We start from the raw sequence: 19,593 nt of genomic DNA, 5'->3' as shown, positions 1-19,593 counted from the left end.
TGCGGGGCCAGTTCTTCCAGCCGCCGTAACGTCTGTTCGGCATTATCGCCATACACCACCATCCAGGTTTGATCGGCGCTCTGGCCGGTCAGTGCGGTGATCTGCTTTTCCTGCGCCAGCAGCGCCGGAGGCAGCGTCTGGAGCTGCGAAATATCATCATTCACCTGCAGCCCGAAAAGTCCGGCCGCACCGATCACTGCCACCAGAAGCGGTAAACCCACGCGCAGTTTCGCACTCCTTCGCCACGTACCCAGCCAGCGCCCCATCAGGGCCAGCGCCGGGATGGGGCGAACAGGTAGCCCTTTCACCAATAGCGGATACCAGCAGATCACGGTCAGACAGGAAGCGGTCAGCCCGGTGGCGGCGAACACGGCCAGCTGGCGGATACCAGGGAAAGGGGCAAAAACCATAATCAGCCAGGCAATGGCCGTGGTACCCAGCGCCAGCAGCAGCGCGCGGATCACTTTCTGCAGGCTTTGCGCCGGAGTCGCCTCTGCGCCGTGCACCATCCGCTCGGTAAGATAGTAAAGCGTGTAGTCTGCCGAAATACCGACAATACTCAGGCTCATCACCAGCGTCATCAGATGCAGCTCGCCAAACACCAGCAGCGTGACGGCGATCCCGGCCATTGCGCCAATCGCTACCGACAGTGCGCACAACAATAGCGGGCGCGGCGAGCGGAACACGGAAAAGATCAGCAGCAGCACGCCCACAACAGTGGCAACACCCAGCGTTGAGACATCGTGCCGCGCCTGCTGGCTGGCATAATCACTGAAATAAACCGTGCCACGCGATAACAGCTGAGCATCCGGCCATTTTGCCTGCAGCCGGGTTTTCAGTTCCGCCAGCTGGCTGACGAGCGCATGGCTTTGTTGCATATCGAACGAATTGCCGTTCAGCTCGCCGTGCAGAAAATACCATACCCTGCCCTGTGGATCGGTGGTAGTCAGCCAGCCCTGACTGAGTCCGAGCTGACCGCTGTTCTGCTGCATGGCAAGCTGTGCCCCCCGCACCAGCAACAGTGGGTCATGAGTCACTTCCTGTCCGCTGACCCCGGCAAAAGCTGAGTAGAGCTGCGCCAGTACCCAGTCAGCCTGCATGGAACCGCCATTCTGCAACCGCGCGCGAGTGGCCGGATCGATCATGGCATTGCGGTGCTGCCAGGCAAACTTGCCCCAGACCTGCAGCCGATTGGCGGGCATGGGCCCCTGCACGTTATGCAAAGCAGGCATTGCCGCCAGCTGTTGCCGGTACCATTCAGCCACTGTCGGGTCGGTTATATCGCCCGCGCTGACCAGCCAGACCAGTTGACGGTCCAGTCGCTGCATAAAACCCTGCTGCAGATCGGCAGGGATATCGCCCAGGGTCTGCTGCGGTAAAAGGGCCAACACGCTGCTGTTGACGGTGGCTTTCGGCCACAGCGTGCCGAGCAGAGCCAGCATCAGCAGGCAGATGGCCAGCCAGCCCAGCGCGATCCGGCGGGGAGAGTCAGAAAACAAAACGTTTTTGCTCGTCAGCGGTCAGGGTCACCGGCTTCAGACGCTGATTGCTCAGCTTGATATTCGTATTGTCACCCTGACGATCGTTCAGCTGGATCTCGTCCAGGTACTCTCCGCCCTGCAGAGTGATGGTGTTAAACAGTTTATCCAACGGCGACGTCTTCGGCGTCAGTACCAGACGCCATTTCTGCTGGCCGAAGTCGTGAAAATCCAGCGCGAAGTTTTGCTCCAGCACGGCCCGGTCAGCCTGGAACAGCGCGCGCAGCAGGTGATTAAACTGGAACATCTGCGGGTTGCTGTCGGCGGTGATAATCTGAGGCGGCTGGTCGTTCATCACCTGTACCATGCGCGTGTCGTCGAGCACCAGAGTCATCGGAAACGGCTTCGCCTGATGCCACCACAACCCTTTGTCCTGGGCGATCAGCAGCTCACCGCTGGATCTCAGTGGCTGCGCCATGCCTTTAATTTCACGCAGTTGGGTAAATTCAGCGCGTACTACCGGCTGGCTGGCAAAGCGCTGTTGCAGATCTTCCAGCGTCACAGCCTGGGCAGCCGCGCTGAACATCAGCAGCGCGGTAAGCAGAGATTTGATCATGGTTTCACTCCCAGCCGTTCAAACAGGATCTCCGGGGAAACAAAGCTCAGCTCCTGGCTCCCTTCTGCCACCGCCACCTGGATGGTGTAACCGGTGGTGGTACGCTGACCACTTTTCGCATCGAAGATCTGATAAGCGATGCGCAGGCGGTTTTCGACCTCTTCAACAGTGGCGCGGACGCGGACAGTTTGTTCAAAAGTCAGCGCGGCACGGTATTTCACCCGGGTATCCACCACCGGCCACAGCCAGCCTGAAGCTTTCATTTCACGGTAGCCGTAATTGAATTTTGCCAGCAGCGCCTCGCGGGCGATCTCGAAATAGCGGAAGTAGTTGCCGTGCCAGACAACGCCCATTGCATCCACATCGTGAAACGGAATGCTTAGCTCAACTTCAACAGAAAAACGCGGGTCGCTTAACACTGTCACTCCTTATCGTACCGTTGCGGTTGATCCGGCAACTGCCAGAAATCAAAAAAGTTAAACCAGTCCAGCGGAGCCAGCATGGCATGGTGCTCCAGCCTCAGGGCGTAGCGATCCACCGCCTGCTGCAGAGCCTCCTGTCGGCTGGCGCGGGGCAACAGCAGCGGATCGGCAAAGGGTTCACAATGCAACCTCAGCTTGCCCTTTTCGCGCAGGGCGAACATCAACAGCACCGGACAGCGCAGCGCGGCCGCCAGCACAAACGGCCCCTGAGGGAACGGGGCGGGTTTCCCCAGGAATTCACTCCAGACCACGCGCCTGACGCCACCTCGCTGGCGGTTCACGGCGGTGCGGTCACCAACGATAGCGATCCACTCTCCGGCATCCAGCTTTTGCTGCAGCAGAATGGCGGTATCGGGGCCAATGTCGGTAACCGGGATCACGTGCTTACTGGCTTCCGGCGCGATCTCATCCATTATCTGGCGGAAACGCTGCGCATTATCGGTGAAAACCAGCGCATTGATGACCAGGCCACTCACCTGCTGAGCCAGCGCGCGGCAGGCTTCAATATCACCCAGATGGGAAGCCAGAATTAACCGGCCACCCGGTTTCCCGGCATCAATCGCCTGCTCCGCTCCCGGCGCGAAATCTATATCTTTCCCCCAGCTTAAATCACCGCGCCAGCTGGCAATTTTATCAAGCATCGATTGGCCGAAGCGTAGGAAGTGATGGAAGCTATTCAGAGGCCCGACCGGCAGCATCACGCGCTGCTGGCGGGCACGCTCACGGAGGATTTTCAGCCATTGCCGCGAAGCTTCGCGCTGCTCTCCCCCACTAAGCCAGTAGAAGCCAGTCACCGGCCACAGCAGCAGAGTGAAAGGAACCCTGCCAGACAGCTGCCAGACTTTCAGCATAAACTTCATGCCCATCAGTCCCTTACGTTCCTGCACGCCAGCCCAGTGCTGCCCGCGCTGCTTTTTCAGCAGTGAAGGAACGCGCGGCAACATGCCGAAGAACAGCCGGGTATGCATCCAGGAGATTCGCAGATTATCGTGCAGCGCATCAAAATGTGACAGGCCGTCGAGCGGATAGGTCACGCGGGTTTGCACGAAGCGGCTTGGGGTGCCACGCCAGTACAACCGGACCATCACTTCAGTGTCAAAATCCATCCGCTGGCCGACGCGATGTTCATCAGCCAGCGCCAGCGTAGCAGCCAGGGGATAAACGCGAAAACCACACATGCTGTCTTTAATGGAAAATGAGAGCGTCTCAATCCACACCCAAAAATGCGTGATATAGCGACCATAGAGGCGAGATTTGGGGATCGAATCATCGTAAATCGGATGACCGGAAATCAGCGTGTCGGGATACTGCTGTGCTTCTGCCAGCATTCGCGGGCAGTCTTCAATCTGATGCTGACCGTCGGCATCAACCTGCAGGGCATGGCTGAAACCTGCCGCTGCCGCCATCTGCAGGCCACGGATCACCGCCGCGCCTTTGCCTTTGTTTTCATCCAGACGGATCAGCGTCACCGGCCCGTCAGCCAGTGCTTCCAGCTGAACGCGGGTTGTTTTATCGCTGCCATCGTCAATGATAAACACCGGCAGGCCAAAAGGTGCCAGCCGGGCCAGTACAGAAGCCATCATCGCCCCGTGGTTGTAGCAGGGGATCACCACACAGGGTTTGAAATCCTGCGGATCGGGTTCCTTTTTCAACATATCGCGCTCTTATCACCCGGCTTCAGCGCTATCTTACCGCTGCTGGCGCGTTGTGGCTCTGCACCGCCAGAAATCTGATAATCGAACAACAGCCAGTTTCTGGCGGAATTCCAGCTCAGCGTCAGTTTAAGCGTGCTGTCCGGCAGAATGGGCTGCTGGAACTTGATGTTTTCCACCGACGAGAATACGTAGCCTGGTGCCAGTAGCTTCAGACCATAGTGCATCACCCAGTCGAGCTGGGCGACGCCGGGCAGGATTGGCTGGCCGGGAAAATGGCCGCGGAACCAGAACAGGTCCGCATCAGCACGCAGTAAAATCTCTGCCTGCCCGTCCTGCTGCTGGCACGATAATTCAACGGGCAGCATGAAATAACTCCTGTATTTGCGGCCAGGCGCGTTTGCTCTGACTGTTCTGCGGGATGCTGTCGACCACCCGCCAGTAGCGGGGCATCGCCACCGGCTCCAGCCAGCGGTGCAGTTCATGGCGCCATTCGCGCTTCAACCGGGCCAGTGCGGCCTCGCTGTATGGCTTGTCCAGCACCAGAACCACGCCAATACCGCTGCGCTCAGGGCGGGTGACGGAGAGCGCCGCAGCATCTTTCACCTGCGGCAACGCCAGCAGTCGCCGTTCGATCTCACTCAGAGAAACGCGCTTGTCTTCAACTTTTACTGTACGGTCATGGCGACCGCAGAGCTGGAAACCCTCAGCGGTAAACGCGAGTTTGTCATCCAGTAACAACCCTTCCACCTCCGGGATCAGCGGCGAGCAGACTCGCCAGCGCTGCGGCTCGTCCTGCGAGAACCCGACCTGACTAAAGGGCTGCCAGAGCACCTCTTCTGCCTTGCGGGAACGGGTAGCCAGCACGCCGGTTTCTGTACTGCCGTAAATCTCATCTACCGGCTGTTTAAGCCAGGCTTCAACACCCTGCGCATGTTGCCAGGATAAAGGGCCTCCGGCGGAAACAATCAGCTGGCAGTCCGGCGCGGGCAGCGTCAAATCCAGGCGACGCAGAAACGCCGGGCTGCTGATAAAAGCATAACGCAGACCGTTCTGCCGCGCTGAAAGCTGCTCGCTGTAGAACACTTGCCTGCTGTCGAAAGGTTGCCCCAGCGCCAGTGGCAGAATGATGCGAAAGGTCAGGCCATACAGATGTTGATGGCTGACCGAGGCAATAAAGGTACAGTCCTGCAACCGGTCACCCCACAGTTCAGCCAGCCAGCGGGCCTCTTCATCCAGACAGCAAACCGGCTTGATGATTTGCCGTGGCTGACCGGTGGAACCGGAGGTGAACAGCACCACACAGGCCTCGTCGGGGATGGCGGGCAGCGGCACATCATCAGCGCCGATCCCTTCGCCAGACAACGCTGGCCGTAAGTCAGGTGCTGATAAATCTGCCCGTTGAGATGCTTCTGCCCCGCCAATCTGCCAGACCGGGCAGCCGGGTGCCAGCAGTTGGTCGCAGAGCATGGCATCAAATTCACCAGCCTGTTCCTGCAGAAGAGATTCACGGCAGTGACCGGGGATCACCGGAGTTTTACCGGCGTGAAGTGCGGCCAGCAGGGCGACGCTGAAAAGGTAACTGTCGTCGAAGCACAACGCCCAGCGCTCTCCTGGATGGGCCAGCAGACGATGACCGAGCGACCGGATTTGCTGCTGCCACTGGCGGCGGCTCAATTCTTCCTCACCACAGCGAGCCACAATTCCGCCATCGCCAGATGCCAGCCATCTGCCGACAGGTTGGACTTTCCTTTTCATGCCTGCTTTCTCATGCGCTGTCGCAGCAACCATTCGCCCGCCATCAGCAGCCCCATCAACAGATAACTGACCAGCCCGTTCCACCACGTCCACCAGAGAAGATTGTTTATCAGGCAGGTCACCAGAGCGATGCTGCCATTAAAAATAAAAAACAGGCACCAGACCTGGGTCACCCGTCGGGTCCAGATCACTCCGCGTGGCGGCAGTTCAGGCTCACGCAGGCGGGCCAGACGCTCGACCAGCGGCATGGCGCTGAACAATGAACCGCCAAACAGCGCCAGCATCAGGCCGTTAACCACAACCGGATACCACATCAGCAGCTGGTGATTGCTCAGAAGCCAGCTGGCCAGACTCAGTGCTACTCCGGCCACTGCCAGCCACTTCCCCACCAGCGACAGCGCTCCCTTGCGGCCCCCCAGCGCCATCAGGCGCAGGATAAAAAGCACGGCCACCAGCGGAAGCAACCAGCGCCAGCTGGGGTGGCTCACCGCCAGCCAGACCACAAATGGCCAGGCCAGCATCAGCAACGCACTCACTCCCTGCATCACCCTTCGCATCAGCGCAAAACGACTCAGCCTTCGCGGATCAGCAGGTCAACAGCATCAACCACGTCCTGCACGGTGCGCACTGACTTGAACATTTCAGGTTTGATCTTGCGGCCGATACGTTTTTGCAGATGAACCACCATATCCACCGCGTCAATGCTGTCCAGCTCCAGATCTTCATAGAGGCGGGATTCAGGCTTGATGTCGCCGGCGTCCAGTTCAAAAAGTTTCACCAGCAGGCCGGTGACTTCCTGATAAATTTCGTTCTTATCCATAAATAACTCGCAGGTCTGTAGTTCAGGCACCCAGCTTGCGCTGAGTCTGGATGAAAGCCGCCAGCGTCGCGACGGAATAAAAATGCTGACGCATCTCTTCGCTTTCAGCAGAGAGCACCACACCATAGCGATTTTTTACCGCCAGCCCCAGCTCAAGCGCATCGATGGAATCGAGCCCCAGGCCGTCGCCGAACAGCGGTGCGTCACTCTCGATCTCCGTGACGTCAATCTCTTCCAGATTGAGCGTATCGATGATCATCTGTTTAATTTCAAGCGCTAGCTCTTCCATACCAGTTTCCGAATAATTAGTGTGGCGTTAATGCATGCTGTAAAAATTGGGTCAGACGACGTGCGGCCAGCGGCTGTGCCTCTTCGTCGCCTGCCAAAAATTGTTGGCTGTCGAGCCGTTCGCCCACCCTGACGGTGAACAGCGGCTTTTCTGGTGGAACCTGATACCAGCGGCTTTGTTTATCCAGCATTCGCTGGGTGCAGCTGATATGCACAATACGTAAATCGCAGCCGCAGCGCACAGCAATATTAGCTGCGCCACGCTGCAGTTTCAGCGGCTCTCCGTAGCGGGTACGGGTGCCCTCAGGGAAAATCATAATTGCATCGCCGTTATCCAGCCGCTGCTGGCAGTCCGGCAGCAGCATTTCGGCCTGGCTGTTGACCAGATAGCTGGCCGAGCGGATCACCCCGCTGATAAAGAAATTGCGCTGCAGATCGGCCTTGACCAGGCAATCCACATCCGGCATCACCGAAGCCAGCATCACATAATCGATCAGCGAAGGATGATTTGCCACCACCAGACAACGGCGGTCACCCTGCAGGAGTTCCGCTCCTTCAATGTGGTAATCCAGCACGCCAAGCCTCCGGGTGGTCCGCAGGAAAAAACGGAAGCTGAATGAGATGCTGCGTCGGGCCAGCTGGCGACGCCACTGCGGGTCACGCTGAAAAACCAGCAGCAGATTGAACCACACCAGCGACAGCAGCAGGCCGCCAACCCCGAACAGCGAGAAGCAGAAGCCGGTCATCAGGATACGCCAGAAGCGGTTAAGCCGGGATAAACTTTGCGCGGGAGTGCTGGTTTCAGTCATATTGGCACTCCCACTGCCAGTTCAGGCGATCACCCGGCAGCCTGAAGGAGGGGTTGCGCGCCAGCCAGGCATGTAAAAAAAGCAGACTTTGAGGCAGCAGCGCTTCCTGTTGGTTTTCCACCACGTCAGACGTGCAGCAACACTGCTCACCCCGCCCCAGTAGTAACGCCACGGCATAAGGGCTGTGCAGCGCACCGGCGGGCAGATGAGGCTGATAAAATGCCGGTACAGCCCCTTCAAAGTCCACCAGAAGCACTTGCTGATAGCCTGCGGAGTGAAGCGCGGCGACCTCGACCAGCCCCTGCTGGAAGGTGTCCACCCCCGCAGCCAGCGAAGTGCTGACCAGCGGCTCAGCGGCAGCAATGGTCAGGCTGCCCACGGCAGCATTGTGCACGGACATAGCAAAATCAGTAGGGGAAAGGCTCTCTTCGCGGGACAGCGAGGTTAAGATCCGCAGATTGCGCTCAAGCTCTCCGTGACGGCTGGTAAAAACCACCGCATCCACACGCTGGCGCTTGATCAGCGCCAGACCACATTCGACGGCCGCACGGCTGCCGCTGGTGAGGCGACGGGCGGTCATCATCGGCAAATGGCGTGTTTTCGCCAGCGGCTGCGCCGCATCAATCACCGGAGGCGTTGCTGCCCACTGCAGCCAGTCGGCCGGTTCATTCAGTCCGGGTGCGCAGGCCTGCCAGTCGGAGAGCGTAAAAGCTAATTTCATACGTCAAATCTTCTTCAAGCGTCCGGCGGCATCCCGGCTCGGACAATCCGCACAGCATAGCGTCAGCCTGCCCGCAATAGCACTCGGATTTAACCGCAATTGCGAGCCGTCTCAGGAATAAAAAAACCGATCAGGGTTAACGGGATTTTCGGCCACGCAGGCCTTATCTTTAACGCGACTGAAGAGTGTTAACGCCAGGAAGCGTTCTTCGATTAATTAACAGTCTGAGCAGACAGGCGTAATTTAATATCCTGGTCGAGATTCATTATCCAGCGATTGTAATTACGGTGGATCTGACCGTTTTCGGCTAAAAGATTCTGACTGCCAACATAATTAATAGTGTACTGACCTGGCGTGTAAGTTACGCGGACATCGGCGACATGGCCGCGTTGCGCCAGATGGCCGTCAATCACACCGGGTTCGACCTGATGCATGGCCCACTGGCGGGAGAGACCAGCTTGCAGAATGGCATTTTTCATCTGGTCACTGCTGTATTGTGCGGAAACAGTCTCTTTAACATTGTGCACCGGTTCGGTACGGGCACAACCAGATAAAGCCAGCACCACGGCCAGTGCGGCAAACAGACGTTTATTGTTCATAGAAGCCCTTTGCATAGAAAATAGAGTTTCCCTGACAGGCAGGAAGCCTTTGCGCGGAGTGTAAGGCCCCCGCTTATATCAATAAATTTACTGTAAAGGCGCGGCATAATAGCACTCGTTGCTAAAGAAAGAGAAGCGGAAAGTTCTGCGGTATTTTCGGCAATAAAACGGCGATATCGCCGCTTTTTATCCAGGGAAGACTAGGGCTGCCAGCCGCCGCCCAGTGCACGATAGAGGTCAATCTGGGCCAACAGAAGATTGTTTTTCACCTGGACCACACTCAACTGGGTGCTGAACAGAGTGCGCTGGGCGTCCAGCTCGTCGAGGTAGGAGGCGTAACCGTTCTGATAGCGGTTGCGGGCGATGCGCAGGGCTTCGCTGACCACCTCCTGCTGTTTCTCCAGTTCAACCAGTTGCTCTTTGTAGCGGGCAATCGCATCCAGATCGTTATTCACTTCACTGAAAGCGTTACGCACCACTTTCTCATAGCTGTACAGAGCCTGATTGCGTGAAGCCATCGACACGTCCACCTGAGCGGTAAGCGCCTCGCGGTTCAGCAGCGGAGCCAGTACGCTGCCGCCAATACTCCACAGGCGAAAAGGATCGTCAACCAGCTGATGCAGTACCGAACTCTGCAGGGTGCCGGTCGCCGTCAGGTTCAGGGAAGGCAGCAGTCTGGCACGCGAAGAGGCCAGCGTGTCATCTGCGGCCAGCAGCAGGCGCTCAGCCTGCACAATATCAGGCCGACGTTGCAGCAGCTCTGAAGGCAACACCGAAGGCAACTGCTGCGGCAGAACGTGTTCAAAGCGGCCGGAGCGGGCAATCTCCCTCGGGTTCAACCCCACCAGAATACTCAGCGCGTTTTCCTGCTGTGCAATCTGATGCTGTAACACCGGGATCTGAGCTTTGGCCGTCTGATATTCAGACTGCGACTGTACCCATTCCAGTTTCGAAGTGTAACCTGTGGCATACTGCCGCTGAGCAAGCTTGAGGGAGTTCTCGCGAGTGGCAAGCGTTGCCTGAGTCACCCGCAACTGTTCGTCCAGCGAGATCAGCGTCATATAGCCGGAGGCAACCGAGCTGGCAACGGTCAGCTCTGCCGCAGAGGAAGCCGCCTTCACCGCATCCAGCGAGGCTCTGGCCGCATCAATGCTGCTGCTGCGCGCCCCCCAAAGATCGACATTGTAATTAGCCTGCAACAGCCCCTGGAACACCGCATATTCATAAGGCTGACCGGTCGCGGATGAGAGCGCCCTGGCATGAGAGGCGGCTACGCCAGCATCCAGAGTCGGGAAATTATCCCCCTGATCGGCACGCAGTTGAGCACGATACTGATCGACACGTGACCGGGCGATCAGGATATCGGGGTTATTGCGCAGCGCCTGCTCCACCAGCCGGTTGAGGTCTTCGTCACCAAATGCCCGCCACCAGGCCGCTTCAACCGGTGAAGAAGGGCCGATCTGATTACGCCACTGCGGCGGAACGGGTAAAGAACCCGGTGCTTTTTCAACTTCCGTGGCGCAGCCAGCCAGGGTTGCTGCCAGCGTCACTGCCAGCAGCGATCTCCTCCAGCGCATTACTTCGCCTCCCTGTTTTCCGCTTCAGCAGACGTGTCAATATTCACCTCCACCGACATTCCCGGACGCAGGTGAGCGGCGTTATCACTGGTGATTTTGATGCGGACAGGTATTCGCTGGGCAATTTTCACAAAGTTGCCGGTGGCGTTATCTGGTGAAATTGCGCTGAACTCTGAGCCTGCTGCCGGAGAGATGTATTCGACCTCGCCCTGGAAACTTTCGCCATCCAGCGCATCAACAGTGAAGCTGACCGACAATCCTGCCCGGATGCGGGCCATCTGGGTTTCTTTCATATTCGCCACCACCCACATCTGCTGTGGCACCAGCGAAGTCAGGCGAGTACCGGCGGTGACATAAGCCCCCTGCCGTACCGAGATTTGGCCCAGCTGGCCGTCACGGGGAGCGATAATGCGGGTGTTATCCAGATCGATTTGTGCCAGCTCCAGAGAAGCCTGTGCACTGGCAACATCCGCTTCCAGCGAAGCGCGGTTCACAATCACGGTTTGCAAATCCTGGCGGGAAACGTCCAGCGTGGCTTTCGCCTGCTGCACCTCAGCCACAGTCTGGCTGTTGCTCGCCCGTGAGGCATCGCGCTCACGAACTGACAGGGAACCGTCAGAGGTCAGATTTTCCACCCGCTTCAAATCCAGCCCACTTTTAACCGCCTGGGCTTTGGCATTTTCCAGCGCGGCCTGATTGCGTTCGATTACGGCCTGGGCGCTGCGGCGCTGCTGAATGTTGTTATCCAGCGCGGCTTTCTTCATCGCAACCTGAGCCTGTGCCTGGTGCACGCGCTGCTTGTAAATACGATCGTCTATGGTCATCAGCACGTCGCCCTGATGTACCGGCTGGTAATCCAGCACGTTCACCGCCGTAATATAGCCATTTACCTGCGGGCTGATAAATGTGATCTGACCACGAACATAAGCATTTTCCGTAGACTGGATCTGGCTGGTGAACGGCGGCAGCTGCCACGCATAAAGAATGATCAGGACGCCCACCACGGCAATCCCTGCACCGAACGCGACAGATAAGATGCGTAACCGGTTGGTTCTTTCGCGTTCAGCGATCTGATTCTGTTCCTGCTGACTCATTATTTCCCCGTACTTATCGATGTTCCAGGTTGTTGCATTGCCCGTCGCTCTGCTTCAGCTTCGCGCTTCGCCTGCTGCCAGTTGAGATAGCGCAGGCGGGTCAGACGCCAGAGCACCCAGATGAGGGTGATAAATGCCATCCCGGCGGTAAGAAAATAGGTATCGTTATAGGCCAGAACGTTCGCCTGCAGCGTTGCCACCGTCTGCAGCTGCACGGTGCCTTCAGCGCTGCGCAGCGCGCTGTCGCCGATATAACTGTTATATAAGCTGGTGTACTGAGCCAGCCGGTCAGTGACGTTGGCATTGAGATAAGAGAGCTGATCGCCCAGCAGGCTGGAGTGATATTTTTCACGCCAGGTCTGGAAGGTGCCCAACAGCGCGGAGCCCATCAGCCCGCCAAGGTTCTGGCTCATACCGAACAGCACGACCAGGCTGACCAGGTTTTTCGGCTGGGTGACCACGCTGCCGATATTCAGCAGCAGAGCCGGGGCAATAAAGAAGGTGCTGCTGAAACCCAGTAAGAACTGGCTGAAATACATGTTATTAGCACGGCTGAGCGGACTGGATTGCGCATCCATCAGCGAGGCAATCATGATCAACAACAGCGACATCACTATCGGCCAGCTCAGATGTTTCACGTTGATGGTCAGCGCACTGATGATGATCCCGGTGACTACGCCGGCGAGGATGGCCAGCGCCAGCCCCTGCAATTGATCGTTGAGTAATCCCACCTGCTGCAGATAACCAATCGCGCCGGTATTCTGCTCCGCGAGCGTCACGCGCAGCATGATCATCACAATCCCCAGCCGGAAAATTGCACCGGTCCTTAGCCAGCGAGTGTTGATCAGGGGATTGCTGCGATTATGTTCCAGTACCACCGCCGCAATCACCAGTACCAGGCCAAGTGCCAGGCAGATGCCCAGCCATGGCGTGCTGGTCCACCACTCAATACGTCCCAGTGACAGCACGCCGCAGAACAGCGCCATGCCAGGAGCCATCAGAATAAAAGTCAGGAAATCTTTTCTCTCAAAGACTTTGATGCGGTCGCCAGGCGGCAATTTCAGTACCAGTACAGCCCCAAGGCAGATCATTGCCAGCCCCAGCTCGAAAAGATACAGCCCGCGCCATTCGTCCAGCTGCAGGAGTTCGGTGGAAAACAGTCGCGCCAGCGGGATAGCCAGCTGGGACGCGCCAAGACCGATGGTCAGAGCCTTGAGGCGGTGTTTAGCTGGCCAGGCCTGTACCTGGTAATAGATCCCCAACGAACTGAGCGCGGCGGCTACCATGCCATGAGCAGTACGCACCACAATGGCTGAGCTGAGGTCGTTAACCAGCAGGTGGAAAAAAGAAACGATGACGTACAGAACCAGAAACGCTTCGGTAAAAGCCCGCAGCCCAAACTGCTGGCGAAACTTCACCAGCAGCAGGTTGATGGAGATGTTGCCCATCACATAAACCGCAGGCAGCCAGGCAATTTCATTGCTGTAGACCCCAAAAACACCCTGCAGGTTTGTCAGGTTGGCGGTGACCAGCGCGTTGCTGAGCGCGCCGGTGACTGAAATCAACAGGCCAATGATGCCAAAGGCAATACGCTTGTGGGTTGGATGCAGCGGCGTTGAAGGCGAGCCGGGCAGCATCGGCTTTTCGCCAGGCCCCCATTCGCGCGGAGCGAACGGGTCGGGACGATTACCGCGCACTCTATTTCGCCTCTGTCGCTTTCAGCAGTCTCTGCAGCACGCGCTGAGCGATCACCAGCTCGTCATGGTTGATATCGGCCAGCAGTTCGGCACGCAGGCTGTCCGCTTCAATTTTCAGCTTCAGATAGAGCTGGTTTCCCTGCGGCGTCACATGCAGCAGGCGCTTACGGCGATCCTCTTCAGGCTGCACCCGTTCAACCAGTTGCTGCTTCACCAGGCGATCGATCAGCGGCACCACGCTGGCATCTTCCAGGCCCAGCGCCTGGGCCAGCTCTTTCTGGCTGATGGGCGCTTCCTGGAGGGCAATGGTGGCGACCGCCATCCAGCTACTCATGCTCAGGCCGTTATCTTTCATCCGGCGATCGATAGCCTGCCGCCACGCATGAGCGGTCAGATGGAGTAAGCGAGAGAAGTTAAGTTCCTGAGGATTCAATGTGTAGAGGCCTGATGATTAGATATCTAACTAAAAGAGTGCTGCAATTATAATCACGGATGGTCTTCACCAGGAAGAGCAAGCCGTATCTGAACGGTAAAAAATAGCATAAATTTTTACGCTTTGAAGCTTTCTGCCGCAGATGGAATTAATGCTGGGGATTGCGGGACAGCGCTGATTGGCTATACCTTTAACAGCGTTATATCAGACAGGAATGAAATGTGGGTCAGTCGGATTGGGTGCAGATCACCAAAGATAAAGATATGCCGGTGGAAGCGATTCGCGCCCATTTTACCGGCCACGCCTACGATCCTCACTGGCACGACAGCTGGCTGGTTGGCGTCACGGAACAAGGCGTACAACAATTTCACTCGCGCAGGCAAAAGCATCAGAGCCGCCCTGGTACGGTATTTTTGCTGGAGCCAGGAGAGCTGCATGATGGAGACGCGATAGATGAACTCGGTTTTACCTATCGCATGCTGTATATCGATCCGGCGTTTATGCGGCAACAGCTGTCAACGCTGTTTGGTCACGTTCCGGACCGTTTTGAGCTGAACTTTGCCCACACTCTTTCTGGCGATCGACAGCTGGCTTATGCCACCTTCAATGCGTTTCAGAGCCTGTACGATCGGGAGCTGAAAATGGTGAAAGAAGGGAATATGCAGACTCTGTTTGCGGCGCTCACCCAGCATCAGCACTGGCGTAAATCCATCGTGCTCCCTCACCAGGAGAAAACGCTGGCTCTGCAGGCCAGAGACTATCTGCACGATCATCTCCATGAGGATATCGGCCTCAGCGACATGGCCGCTGCGCTGGGTGTCGATCGCTTTCGCCTTTCACGTCAGTTTCAGGCGCAGTTCGGCCTGCCTCCCCACGCCTGGCTAATCCAGCTGCGGCTGACCCACGCGCGACGGTTATTGTCACTGGGAGTGACACCCGCAGTGGTTGCTGCTCAACTCGGCTTCGCCGATCAAAGCCACCTGGGGCGCTGGTTCCGACGGGTTTATCAACTGACACCGGCCCGCTATCAGCAAGGCTGCACAAATCTTCCAGACTGAGCCGGGCAGATTCATTACCCTGCCCTTTTCACCTGCATGGAGAAAGTGACAGATGAACGATCTGCGCTGTGTTGTCATTCTTAATTCTGAACTGCCCACCGGAAAAGCAGCCAATGCTGCAGCAGTTATTTCACTAACGCTCGGCCAGCGACATCCCCATTTTGTAGGATCGGAGCTGATCGACGGCAGCGGCCAGAGCCATCCCGGCCTGATCCCGGTAGGCATTCCGGTGCTGAGCGCCAGTAATGAACAGCTACGCTCGCTGTTGAGTCAGTGTGCAGAATATGGCTTTGACCGGATTTTATTTCCGGTCGAAGGTCAGATGACCGTTGACTATACGGCCTTCAGCGAGGCAGTCAGCCGAATCCCGACCGAAGAGTTACAGCATCTGGGGATGGGAATTGTTGGCGAGAAGAAAGCTCTGCGAAAACTAACGGCAAAGCTAAAGCTGTTTGGATAAAGGTTCTGGTGTTGATGATTGATGCCGCTCAGTTGTGCGGCATTTTTCCTTCCGGGAGAGGAGTAAAAAACCAGATAATACCTTTGGTCAGCAAATTAACACTCCGGAACAGGCCGATAAAGATCAGCCAAAAAATTATAAAATCTGCGAAATTACCACAAGCAAGCAGTTGTGACATATGTGAATAATTGACCACAATTAAGCCTGCTGCGATGCAAATAAACCTGACGATTTGTTCATAATGCTTTTTTTCAAATTTGAACCGCATTCCCTGCTCCTCTCCCTATAAGTTCACTCCTGTAAGCATCATTACCGTCAATCAGCTTTGAGCTACCAGCATGAAAATGCCAGATATTTATTGCTGTTGCAGTGATCTGGTTTGCAAATAATCTGCTCATCTGAGCCCAGTATCGTGAGTATCAGGTCGTTGTGCGGTCTGACAACGATCGGTTCTCAATCATCCATGCTTCCTGTTACAGGGAGTGCAGCCAGCAGGAATGCCTTTATTCACTCCCCAACGACCCTACCCCTCACTTTTAAGGTCATCAGACTTGCCGTCTAAAAACATATTATTCCTGAAGCGTTTTTGACTGTTGTTGATTAATCTTGAGGTCTTTTTTAAAGCAAAGCGCAAGACAGGCTCATCTGTAGAGAATGTATATTTCCTTGTGGCAATATTATAATTATAATGTGCCTGATATTCCGATCTGTATTGAATGTAAGTCCTGACGGTTAACGTTCCTTCGCTGGCCAAGGTGACATCATCAATTGCCCCTTTCATGTTGTAGAGAAATTTGTATCCTGGCCTGCCGCTGACGATACTCTCTTTCAAAGCATCAGTGATTAATTGCTCATAGTTATAGGGATTGATTCCTTTCAAAATGATCAAATCCAGCGTTTCGCCAGACTTGGTCCGCTGAGTAATGGTGACATCTACCATCTTGCTTTCTGAATAGACGACGCCGAGATTTACATGGCCTGAAGAGGTTGTGATCACCCGACCCTTTTGAAGGCTACCTGCTGGTTGCAATATCAAACCCTGTTCTATCAGTGCCGCATAAACTAACGCAAAACCCAGTATCCCTGCTGCGCCCAGAAGTATATATCCGGTTGCTCTGCCCATTCAGACTCCTTGTCACTGATATTCCGTCCAGCTTTACCTTTTTATCTAAATTAATTCTTAACTCTGCAAGCCGTCAAGAACATTTATTAACTCCAACATTCAAACCCTTTTAATACACTTAGATGCAATAACGCGAGCATTCCATGTGTAAAGCAACCTGATCATTAACAGTACTTAGCAGTGAGCATAAACCCTAATCATTATGATGTTGAATTTAACGAAACCCTCTGGCTATACTAAAAATGACAGGGATTATTAGTGATAAATGGAGTTTTCATGCTTAACAGAAACAAAAAGGGAATTGTCATTCCCGGATTACTGTTCATTTTATTCATTCTCACATTATGTTCTTGCTATACCATCGGTGAGGGAGAAAGAGGCGTGCTGCTACGCTACGGAAAAATTGTGAAAATCACCGAGCCAGGTTTGGGTTTTAAAATCCCCCTGATTGAAAAAATCAGTAAAATATCAATCCAGAATCATTCCATGGTGTTTAAAAACATCCAGTCATACAGCCGCGACCAGCAGCCTGCCACGCTCTCCGTTTCCGTCAATTTTCACGTTCCGGTTTCGGATATCAGAAGACTTTACATCTCATATCTGACCTTAGACGACCTGAAGGAACGTTTAATCGCAAGAAGAATACCGGCCCAGGTTGAAATGATATTCGGCCAGCATACAGCGATTAGCGCGGTTCAGAATCGTCAGGAAATGATTAAAGAGCTGCAGAGTGCGCTGCAAAAAACGATTACCGGTCCGGTGATAATCGACAGCGTGCAGATTGAAGACATCAGTTTCTCCGCTGATTATGAAAACTCAATTGAAGACAGGATGAAAGCAGAAGTGGCTATCGCCACCCATAAACAAAATCTGGAAACGGCAAAAATCGAGGCGCAAATTGCCGTCACTCAGGCCCGGGCGCTGGCTGAAAGCCGGCTTGTCGCGGCCAGAGCGGAAGCCGAATCCATCACATTGAAAGGTGCAGCGGAAGCCGGGGTTATCCGCCTGAGAGTGGAAGCACTGCAGAAAAATCCCGAGCTGGTCCACCTGACGGCCGCTGAACGTTGGGATGGGAAGTTACCCGAAACAATGGTGCCGGGTGGCAGCGTGCCTTTTGTGACGATTAAATAAGCATTATTAAAAAAACGCCTGTGTATGGCCCCTCGCCTGACCTTAAATATTTAGGAGCAGGGTTGATGGCATCATGGCAAATTTCAGGCACAAAAAAACCGCCCTGAGGCGGTCACGACATGACTACATATTGCTTTAATTTTATTTGGTTTAAAATCGGTATTCAATATGGTGCCCGGGGCGGGACTTGAACCCGCACAGCCATAAGCCGAGGGATTTTAAATCCTGCGCTTTGTTACTAAAAATCAAGTATTTAGTGCCATTTCGCCTAACATAACGCGCAGAGAGGGTGCAGACGTGGCAAGCCCTGAAGATGATATGAAATCTGATGTTAGGCGAGAAATCGACCAAAAAGCGCATAAACACGCATTCATTGATTCCCCTCTTCACACATCAACGATAACTTAAAATAGGTGGCTATCTCCATCAAATTCGAATCCCCTCGCCCGGATACTGTCCAGCTCCATCAGATAGTGGATCCCAGCAGATAACGACGTAGGCCGCTCCAGCTCAAGCCAGAAACAATCGTCGTATGTACGGCCAAGCCAGAAGCCCCCGCCGCATTGTTTAGAACGCTGAAAGAACACCCACCCCCCTGCCTGATAATTTTCTAACTGCTCCCCGCGATAAACCACTTTGAAGTTACTGTCTTTGCCGCCCATAAGTCGCCCCTTAAATACTGTATAAAATCACAGTACGGGCTTAACAATGACTCTGCAAGCGATCTGTAACTGACTTCACTTATCTGTTTACAATTCAGCCGCTAAACCACATAGTAACGGTGGTTAATCGGCAGCCTGATATTGTCCCTGTTCTGCACAGCAAGGAGGCCGGTTAGCCACCTCGCATACAGCAAATGACAAGGACAAGTTATGGATAACTACTTAGCAAAGAACCGCTTTTCTGATTACTTCCTCACTATGGCCAACCTCGAAGCCCGCCAACTGTCGAGTCTCGCGGCGAGGCTGGCAGATCGCCACCTTAAGAACGCTATCGTAAGAAGTGATTTTAAAGACGACATACAAAACTTTATCGCCCACCAGCTTCAGACCATACGCAGCGCAAAGAGTGATTCTCAATGCCGGCAGTGCGTCAGTAATTTGCAGCAGGAACGCGCCTACCTCGACACCCAGGATCGCCATCTGGCGATTGGCAGCGCTCAGATTGTGGCTACAGCGCAGTTTGTAGAAAAAAACGGTGTATGGGGATATGTGATTAATGGTGTGGGCGTGGTCGTCAGTGGCTTACAATTTTTCGCCGGCCTTGGTGTTGCTATACCTTCCGTGCTGACTGGCAATGTAATCGGTTTCGCTTTTGGAAGTATGTTAGTACTTCACGGTCTCAATGGTGTCCAGGAAGGCATTTTAAATCTGAAATCGGGCAAAGATGACGCCGAAGGCTATTTAAAAGAACAATATATAAACACTGCAACGTTTTTGGGGTTTGATGAAAAGACAGGGCGGCTAGCCTACAGTTATACGGATTTATTCCTCTCCGCTTATGGTATGTCACGTCTGGTTCTGAAACCTAACAGTTGGAGATTATTTCATTATCTTAATGCAGATTATGTGCGCAACATAAAAAACATGTCGCGCACTAATTTAGCAATTGAAATGGGAAGTGATGCTCTAACCATTAAATCAATATATAAAGAAAGTCATAATTGAGGATTTTTCTTCCTAAAAAAATATGCTTTGGCACCTAGTTTAAGAGGTGCCACAAACCAAATCGAAATAAATGCAAAGGCTAGAACAATTGCAAGAACGACTAAATCTGTATCTTCTTTTATAAAAATAC

General features: G+C 54.6%; 23 protein-coding genes. 4 read left to right on the top strand and 19 right to left on the bottom strand.

All coding sequences use genetic code 11. From position 1 onward, the window contains the following. From GSQ70_RS00390 to GSQ70_RS00315, 16 genes are all read right to left on the bottom strand, one after another. A partial coding sequence (locus GSQ70_RS00390) for an MMPL family transporter (RefSeq protein ID WP_233268220.1) occupies positions 1 to 1,517 on the bottom strand: 1,517 nt, incomplete at its 3' end. Beyond that, complete coding sequence (locus tag GSQ70_RS00385) at positions 1,489 to 2,094, bottom strand: outer membrane lipoprotein carrier protein LolA (RefSeq protein WP_158780434.1); 606 nt, start codon at positions 2,092 to 2,094, stop codon at positions 1,489 to 1,491. The genes GSQ70_RS00390 and GSQ70_RS00385, both read right to left, overlap by 29 nt. After that, positions 2,091 to 2,513: a thioesterase family protein gene (locus GSQ70_RS00380; protein ID WP_158780433.1), complete on the bottom strand. Its 423-nt coding sequence runs from the start codon at positions 2,511 to 2,513 to the stop codon at positions 2,091 to 2,093. Before GSQ70_RS00380 ends, GSQ70_RS00385 begins: the two co-directional genes overlap by 4 nt. A 2-nt stretch (positions 2,514 to 2,515) precedes the next feature. Continuing rightward, complete coding sequence (locus GSQ70_RS00375; protein WP_158780432.1) at positions 2,516 to 4,231, bottom strand: glycosyltransferase; 1,716 nt, start codon at positions 4,229 to 4,231, stop codon at positions 2,516 to 2,518. Beyond that, the gene (locus GSQ70_RS00370; protein WP_158780431.1) at positions 4,225 to 4,596 is read right to left on the bottom strand and encodes a 3-hydroxyacyl-ACP dehydratase FabZ family protein; all 372 of its coding nucleotides are present in this window, start codon (positions 4,594 to 4,596) and stop codon (positions 4,225 to 4,227) included. Before GSQ70_RS00370 ends, GSQ70_RS00375 begins: the two co-directional genes overlap by 7 nt. Beyond that, positions 4,583 to 5,986, bottom strand: coding sequence for an AMP-binding protein (locus GSQ70_RS00365; RefSeq protein ID WP_158780430.1), 1,404 nt, complete (start codon positions 5,984 to 5,986; stop codon positions 4,583 to 4,585). The genes GSQ70_RS00370 and GSQ70_RS00365 overlap by 14 nt, the downstream gene beginning before the upstream one ends. Next, the gene (locus tag GSQ70_RS00360; protein ID WP_233268219.1) at positions 5,983 to 6,531 is read right to left on the bottom strand and encodes a hypothetical protein; all 549 of its coding nucleotides are present in this window, start codon (positions 6,529 to 6,531) and stop codon (positions 5,983 to 5,985) included. Before GSQ70_RS00360 ends, GSQ70_RS00365 begins: the two co-directional genes overlap by 4 nt. Positions 6,532 to 6,557: 26 nt before the next feature. Continuing rightward, on the bottom strand, positions 6,558 to 6,806 hold the full coding sequence (locus tag GSQ70_RS00355; RefSeq protein ID WP_158780428.1) for an acyl carrier protein: 249 nt from the start codon (positions 6,804 to 6,806) through the stop codon (positions 6,558 to 6,560). 22 nt (positions 6,807 to 6,828) lie between these two features. Continuing rightward, positions 6,829 to 7,095, bottom strand: coding sequence for a phosphopantetheine-binding protein (locus tag GSQ70_RS00350; protein ID WP_158780427.1), 267 nt, complete (start codon positions 7,093 to 7,095; stop codon positions 6,829 to 6,831). Positions 7,096 to 7,111: 16 nt separating this feature from the next. Further along, positions 7,112 to 7,903, bottom strand: a complete 792-nt coding sequence (locus tag GSQ70_RS00345) for a 1-acyl-sn-glycerol-3-phosphate acyltransferase (protein ID WP_158780426.1) — start codon at positions 7,901 to 7,903, stop codon at positions 7,112 to 7,114. After that, positions 7,896 to 8,624, bottom strand: coding sequence for a beta-ketoacyl synthase chain length factor (locus tag GSQ70_RS00340; RefSeq protein WP_158780425.1), 729 nt, complete (start codon positions 8,622 to 8,624; stop codon positions 7,896 to 7,898). Before GSQ70_RS00340 ends, GSQ70_RS00345 begins: the two co-directional genes overlap by 8 nt. A gap of 212 nt (positions 8,625 to 8,836) precedes the next feature. Beyond that, positions 8,837 to 9,223, bottom strand: coding sequence for a hypothetical protein (locus tag GSQ70_RS00335; RefSeq protein WP_158780424.1), 387 nt, complete (start codon positions 9,221 to 9,223; stop codon positions 8,837 to 8,839). Positions 9,224 to 9,423: 200 nt separating this feature from the next. Beyond that, positions 9,424 to 10,800: an efflux transporter outer membrane subunit gene (locus GSQ70_RS00330; protein WP_158780423.1), complete on the bottom strand. Its 1,377-nt coding sequence runs from the start codon at positions 10,798 to 10,800 to the stop codon at positions 9,424 to 9,426. Continuing rightward, positions 10,800 to 11,894: an HlyD family secretion protein gene (locus GSQ70_RS00325; RefSeq protein ID WP_158780422.1), complete on the bottom strand. Its 1,095-nt coding sequence runs from the start codon at positions 11,892 to 11,894 to the stop codon at positions 10,800 to 10,802. Before GSQ70_RS00325 ends, GSQ70_RS00330 begins: the two co-directional genes overlap by 1 nt. Further along, on the bottom strand, positions 11,894 to 13,531 hold the full coding sequence (locus GSQ70_RS00320) for an MFS transporter (protein ID WP_370521023.1): 1,638 nt from the start codon (positions 13,529 to 13,531) through the stop codon (positions 11,894 to 11,896). The genes GSQ70_RS00325 and GSQ70_RS00320 overlap by 1 nt, the downstream gene beginning before the upstream one ends. Before the next feature lie 61 nt (positions 13,532 to 13,592). Further along, positions 13,593 to 14,024, bottom strand: a complete 432-nt coding sequence (locus tag GSQ70_RS00315) for a MarR family winged helix-turn-helix transcriptional regulator (RefSeq protein ID WP_158780420.1) — start codon at positions 14,022 to 14,024, stop codon at positions 13,593 to 13,595. A 263-nt stretch (positions 14,025 to 14,287) separates the two neighbouring features. Between GSQ70_RS00315 and GSQ70_RS00310 the strand changes: the two genes are divergently transcribed. Continuing rightward, the gene (locus GSQ70_RS00310; RefSeq protein ID WP_199257189.1) at positions 14,288 to 15,082 is read left to right on the top strand and encodes an AraC family transcriptional regulator; all 795 of its coding nucleotides are present in this window, start codon (positions 14,288 to 14,290) and stop codon (positions 15,080 to 15,082) included. 52 nt (positions 15,083 to 15,134) lie between these two features. After that, complete coding sequence (locus tag GSQ70_RS00305) at positions 15,135 to 15,542, top strand: DUF2000 domain-containing protein (protein ID WP_158780418.1); 408 nt, start codon at positions 15,135 to 15,137, stop codon at positions 15,540 to 15,542. A 28-nt stretch (positions 15,543 to 15,570) separates the two neighbouring features. On the opposite strand, the gene GSQ70_RS00300 is transcribed toward GSQ70_RS00305, so the two are convergent. Then, positions 15,571 to 15,810 carry a hypothetical protein gene (locus GSQ70_RS00300; RefSeq protein WP_158780417.1) on the bottom strand — a complete coding sequence of 80 codons (240 nt, stop codon included), beginning with the start codon at positions 15,808 to 15,810 and terminating at the stop codon, positions 15,571 to 15,573. Positions 15,811 to 16,065: 255 nt separating this feature from the next. Then, complete coding sequence (locus tag GSQ70_RS00295) at positions 16,066 to 16,665, bottom strand: hypothetical protein (RefSeq protein ID WP_158780416.1); 600 nt, start codon at positions 16,663 to 16,665, stop codon at positions 16,066 to 16,068. Positions 16,666 to 16,941: 276 nt separating this feature from the next. On the opposite strand from GSQ70_RS00295, the gene GSQ70_RS00290 reads away from it, so the two are divergent. Further along, positions 16,942 to 17,796: a prohibitin family protein gene (locus GSQ70_RS00290; protein ID WP_158780415.1), complete on the top strand. Its 855-nt coding sequence runs from the start codon at positions 16,942 to 16,944 to the stop codon at positions 17,794 to 17,796. Positions 17,797 to 18,200: 404 nt separating this feature from the next. Here the strand turns inward: GSQ70_RS00290 and GSQ70_RS00285 are convergent, their stop codons facing one another. Beyond that, positions 18,201 to 18,458 carry a hypothetical protein gene (locus tag GSQ70_RS00285; RefSeq protein ID WP_158780414.1) on the bottom strand — a complete coding sequence of 86 codons (258 nt, stop codon included), beginning with the start codon at positions 18,456 to 18,458 and terminating at the stop codon, positions 18,201 to 18,203. 210 nt (positions 18,459 to 18,668) lie between these two features. Here GSQ70_RS00285 and GSQ70_RS00280 point away from each other — a divergent pair, with 210 nt between their 5' ends. Then, positions 18,669 to 19,463: a DUF4225 domain-containing protein gene (locus tag GSQ70_RS00280; protein ID WP_158780413.1), complete on the top strand. Its 795-nt coding sequence runs from the start codon at positions 18,669 to 18,671 to the stop codon at positions 19,461 to 19,463. The last annotated feature ends 130 nt before the right edge of the window (positions 19,464 to 19,593 follow it).

The sequence above is a fragment of the Pantoea sp. BAV 3049 genome, assembly GCF_009765445.1.
Classification (GTDB): Bacteria; Pseudomonadota; Gammaproteobacteria; order Enterobacterales; family Enterobacteriaceae; genus Erwinia.
This window is presented reverse-complemented; position numbering and strand designations above follow the sequence as displayed.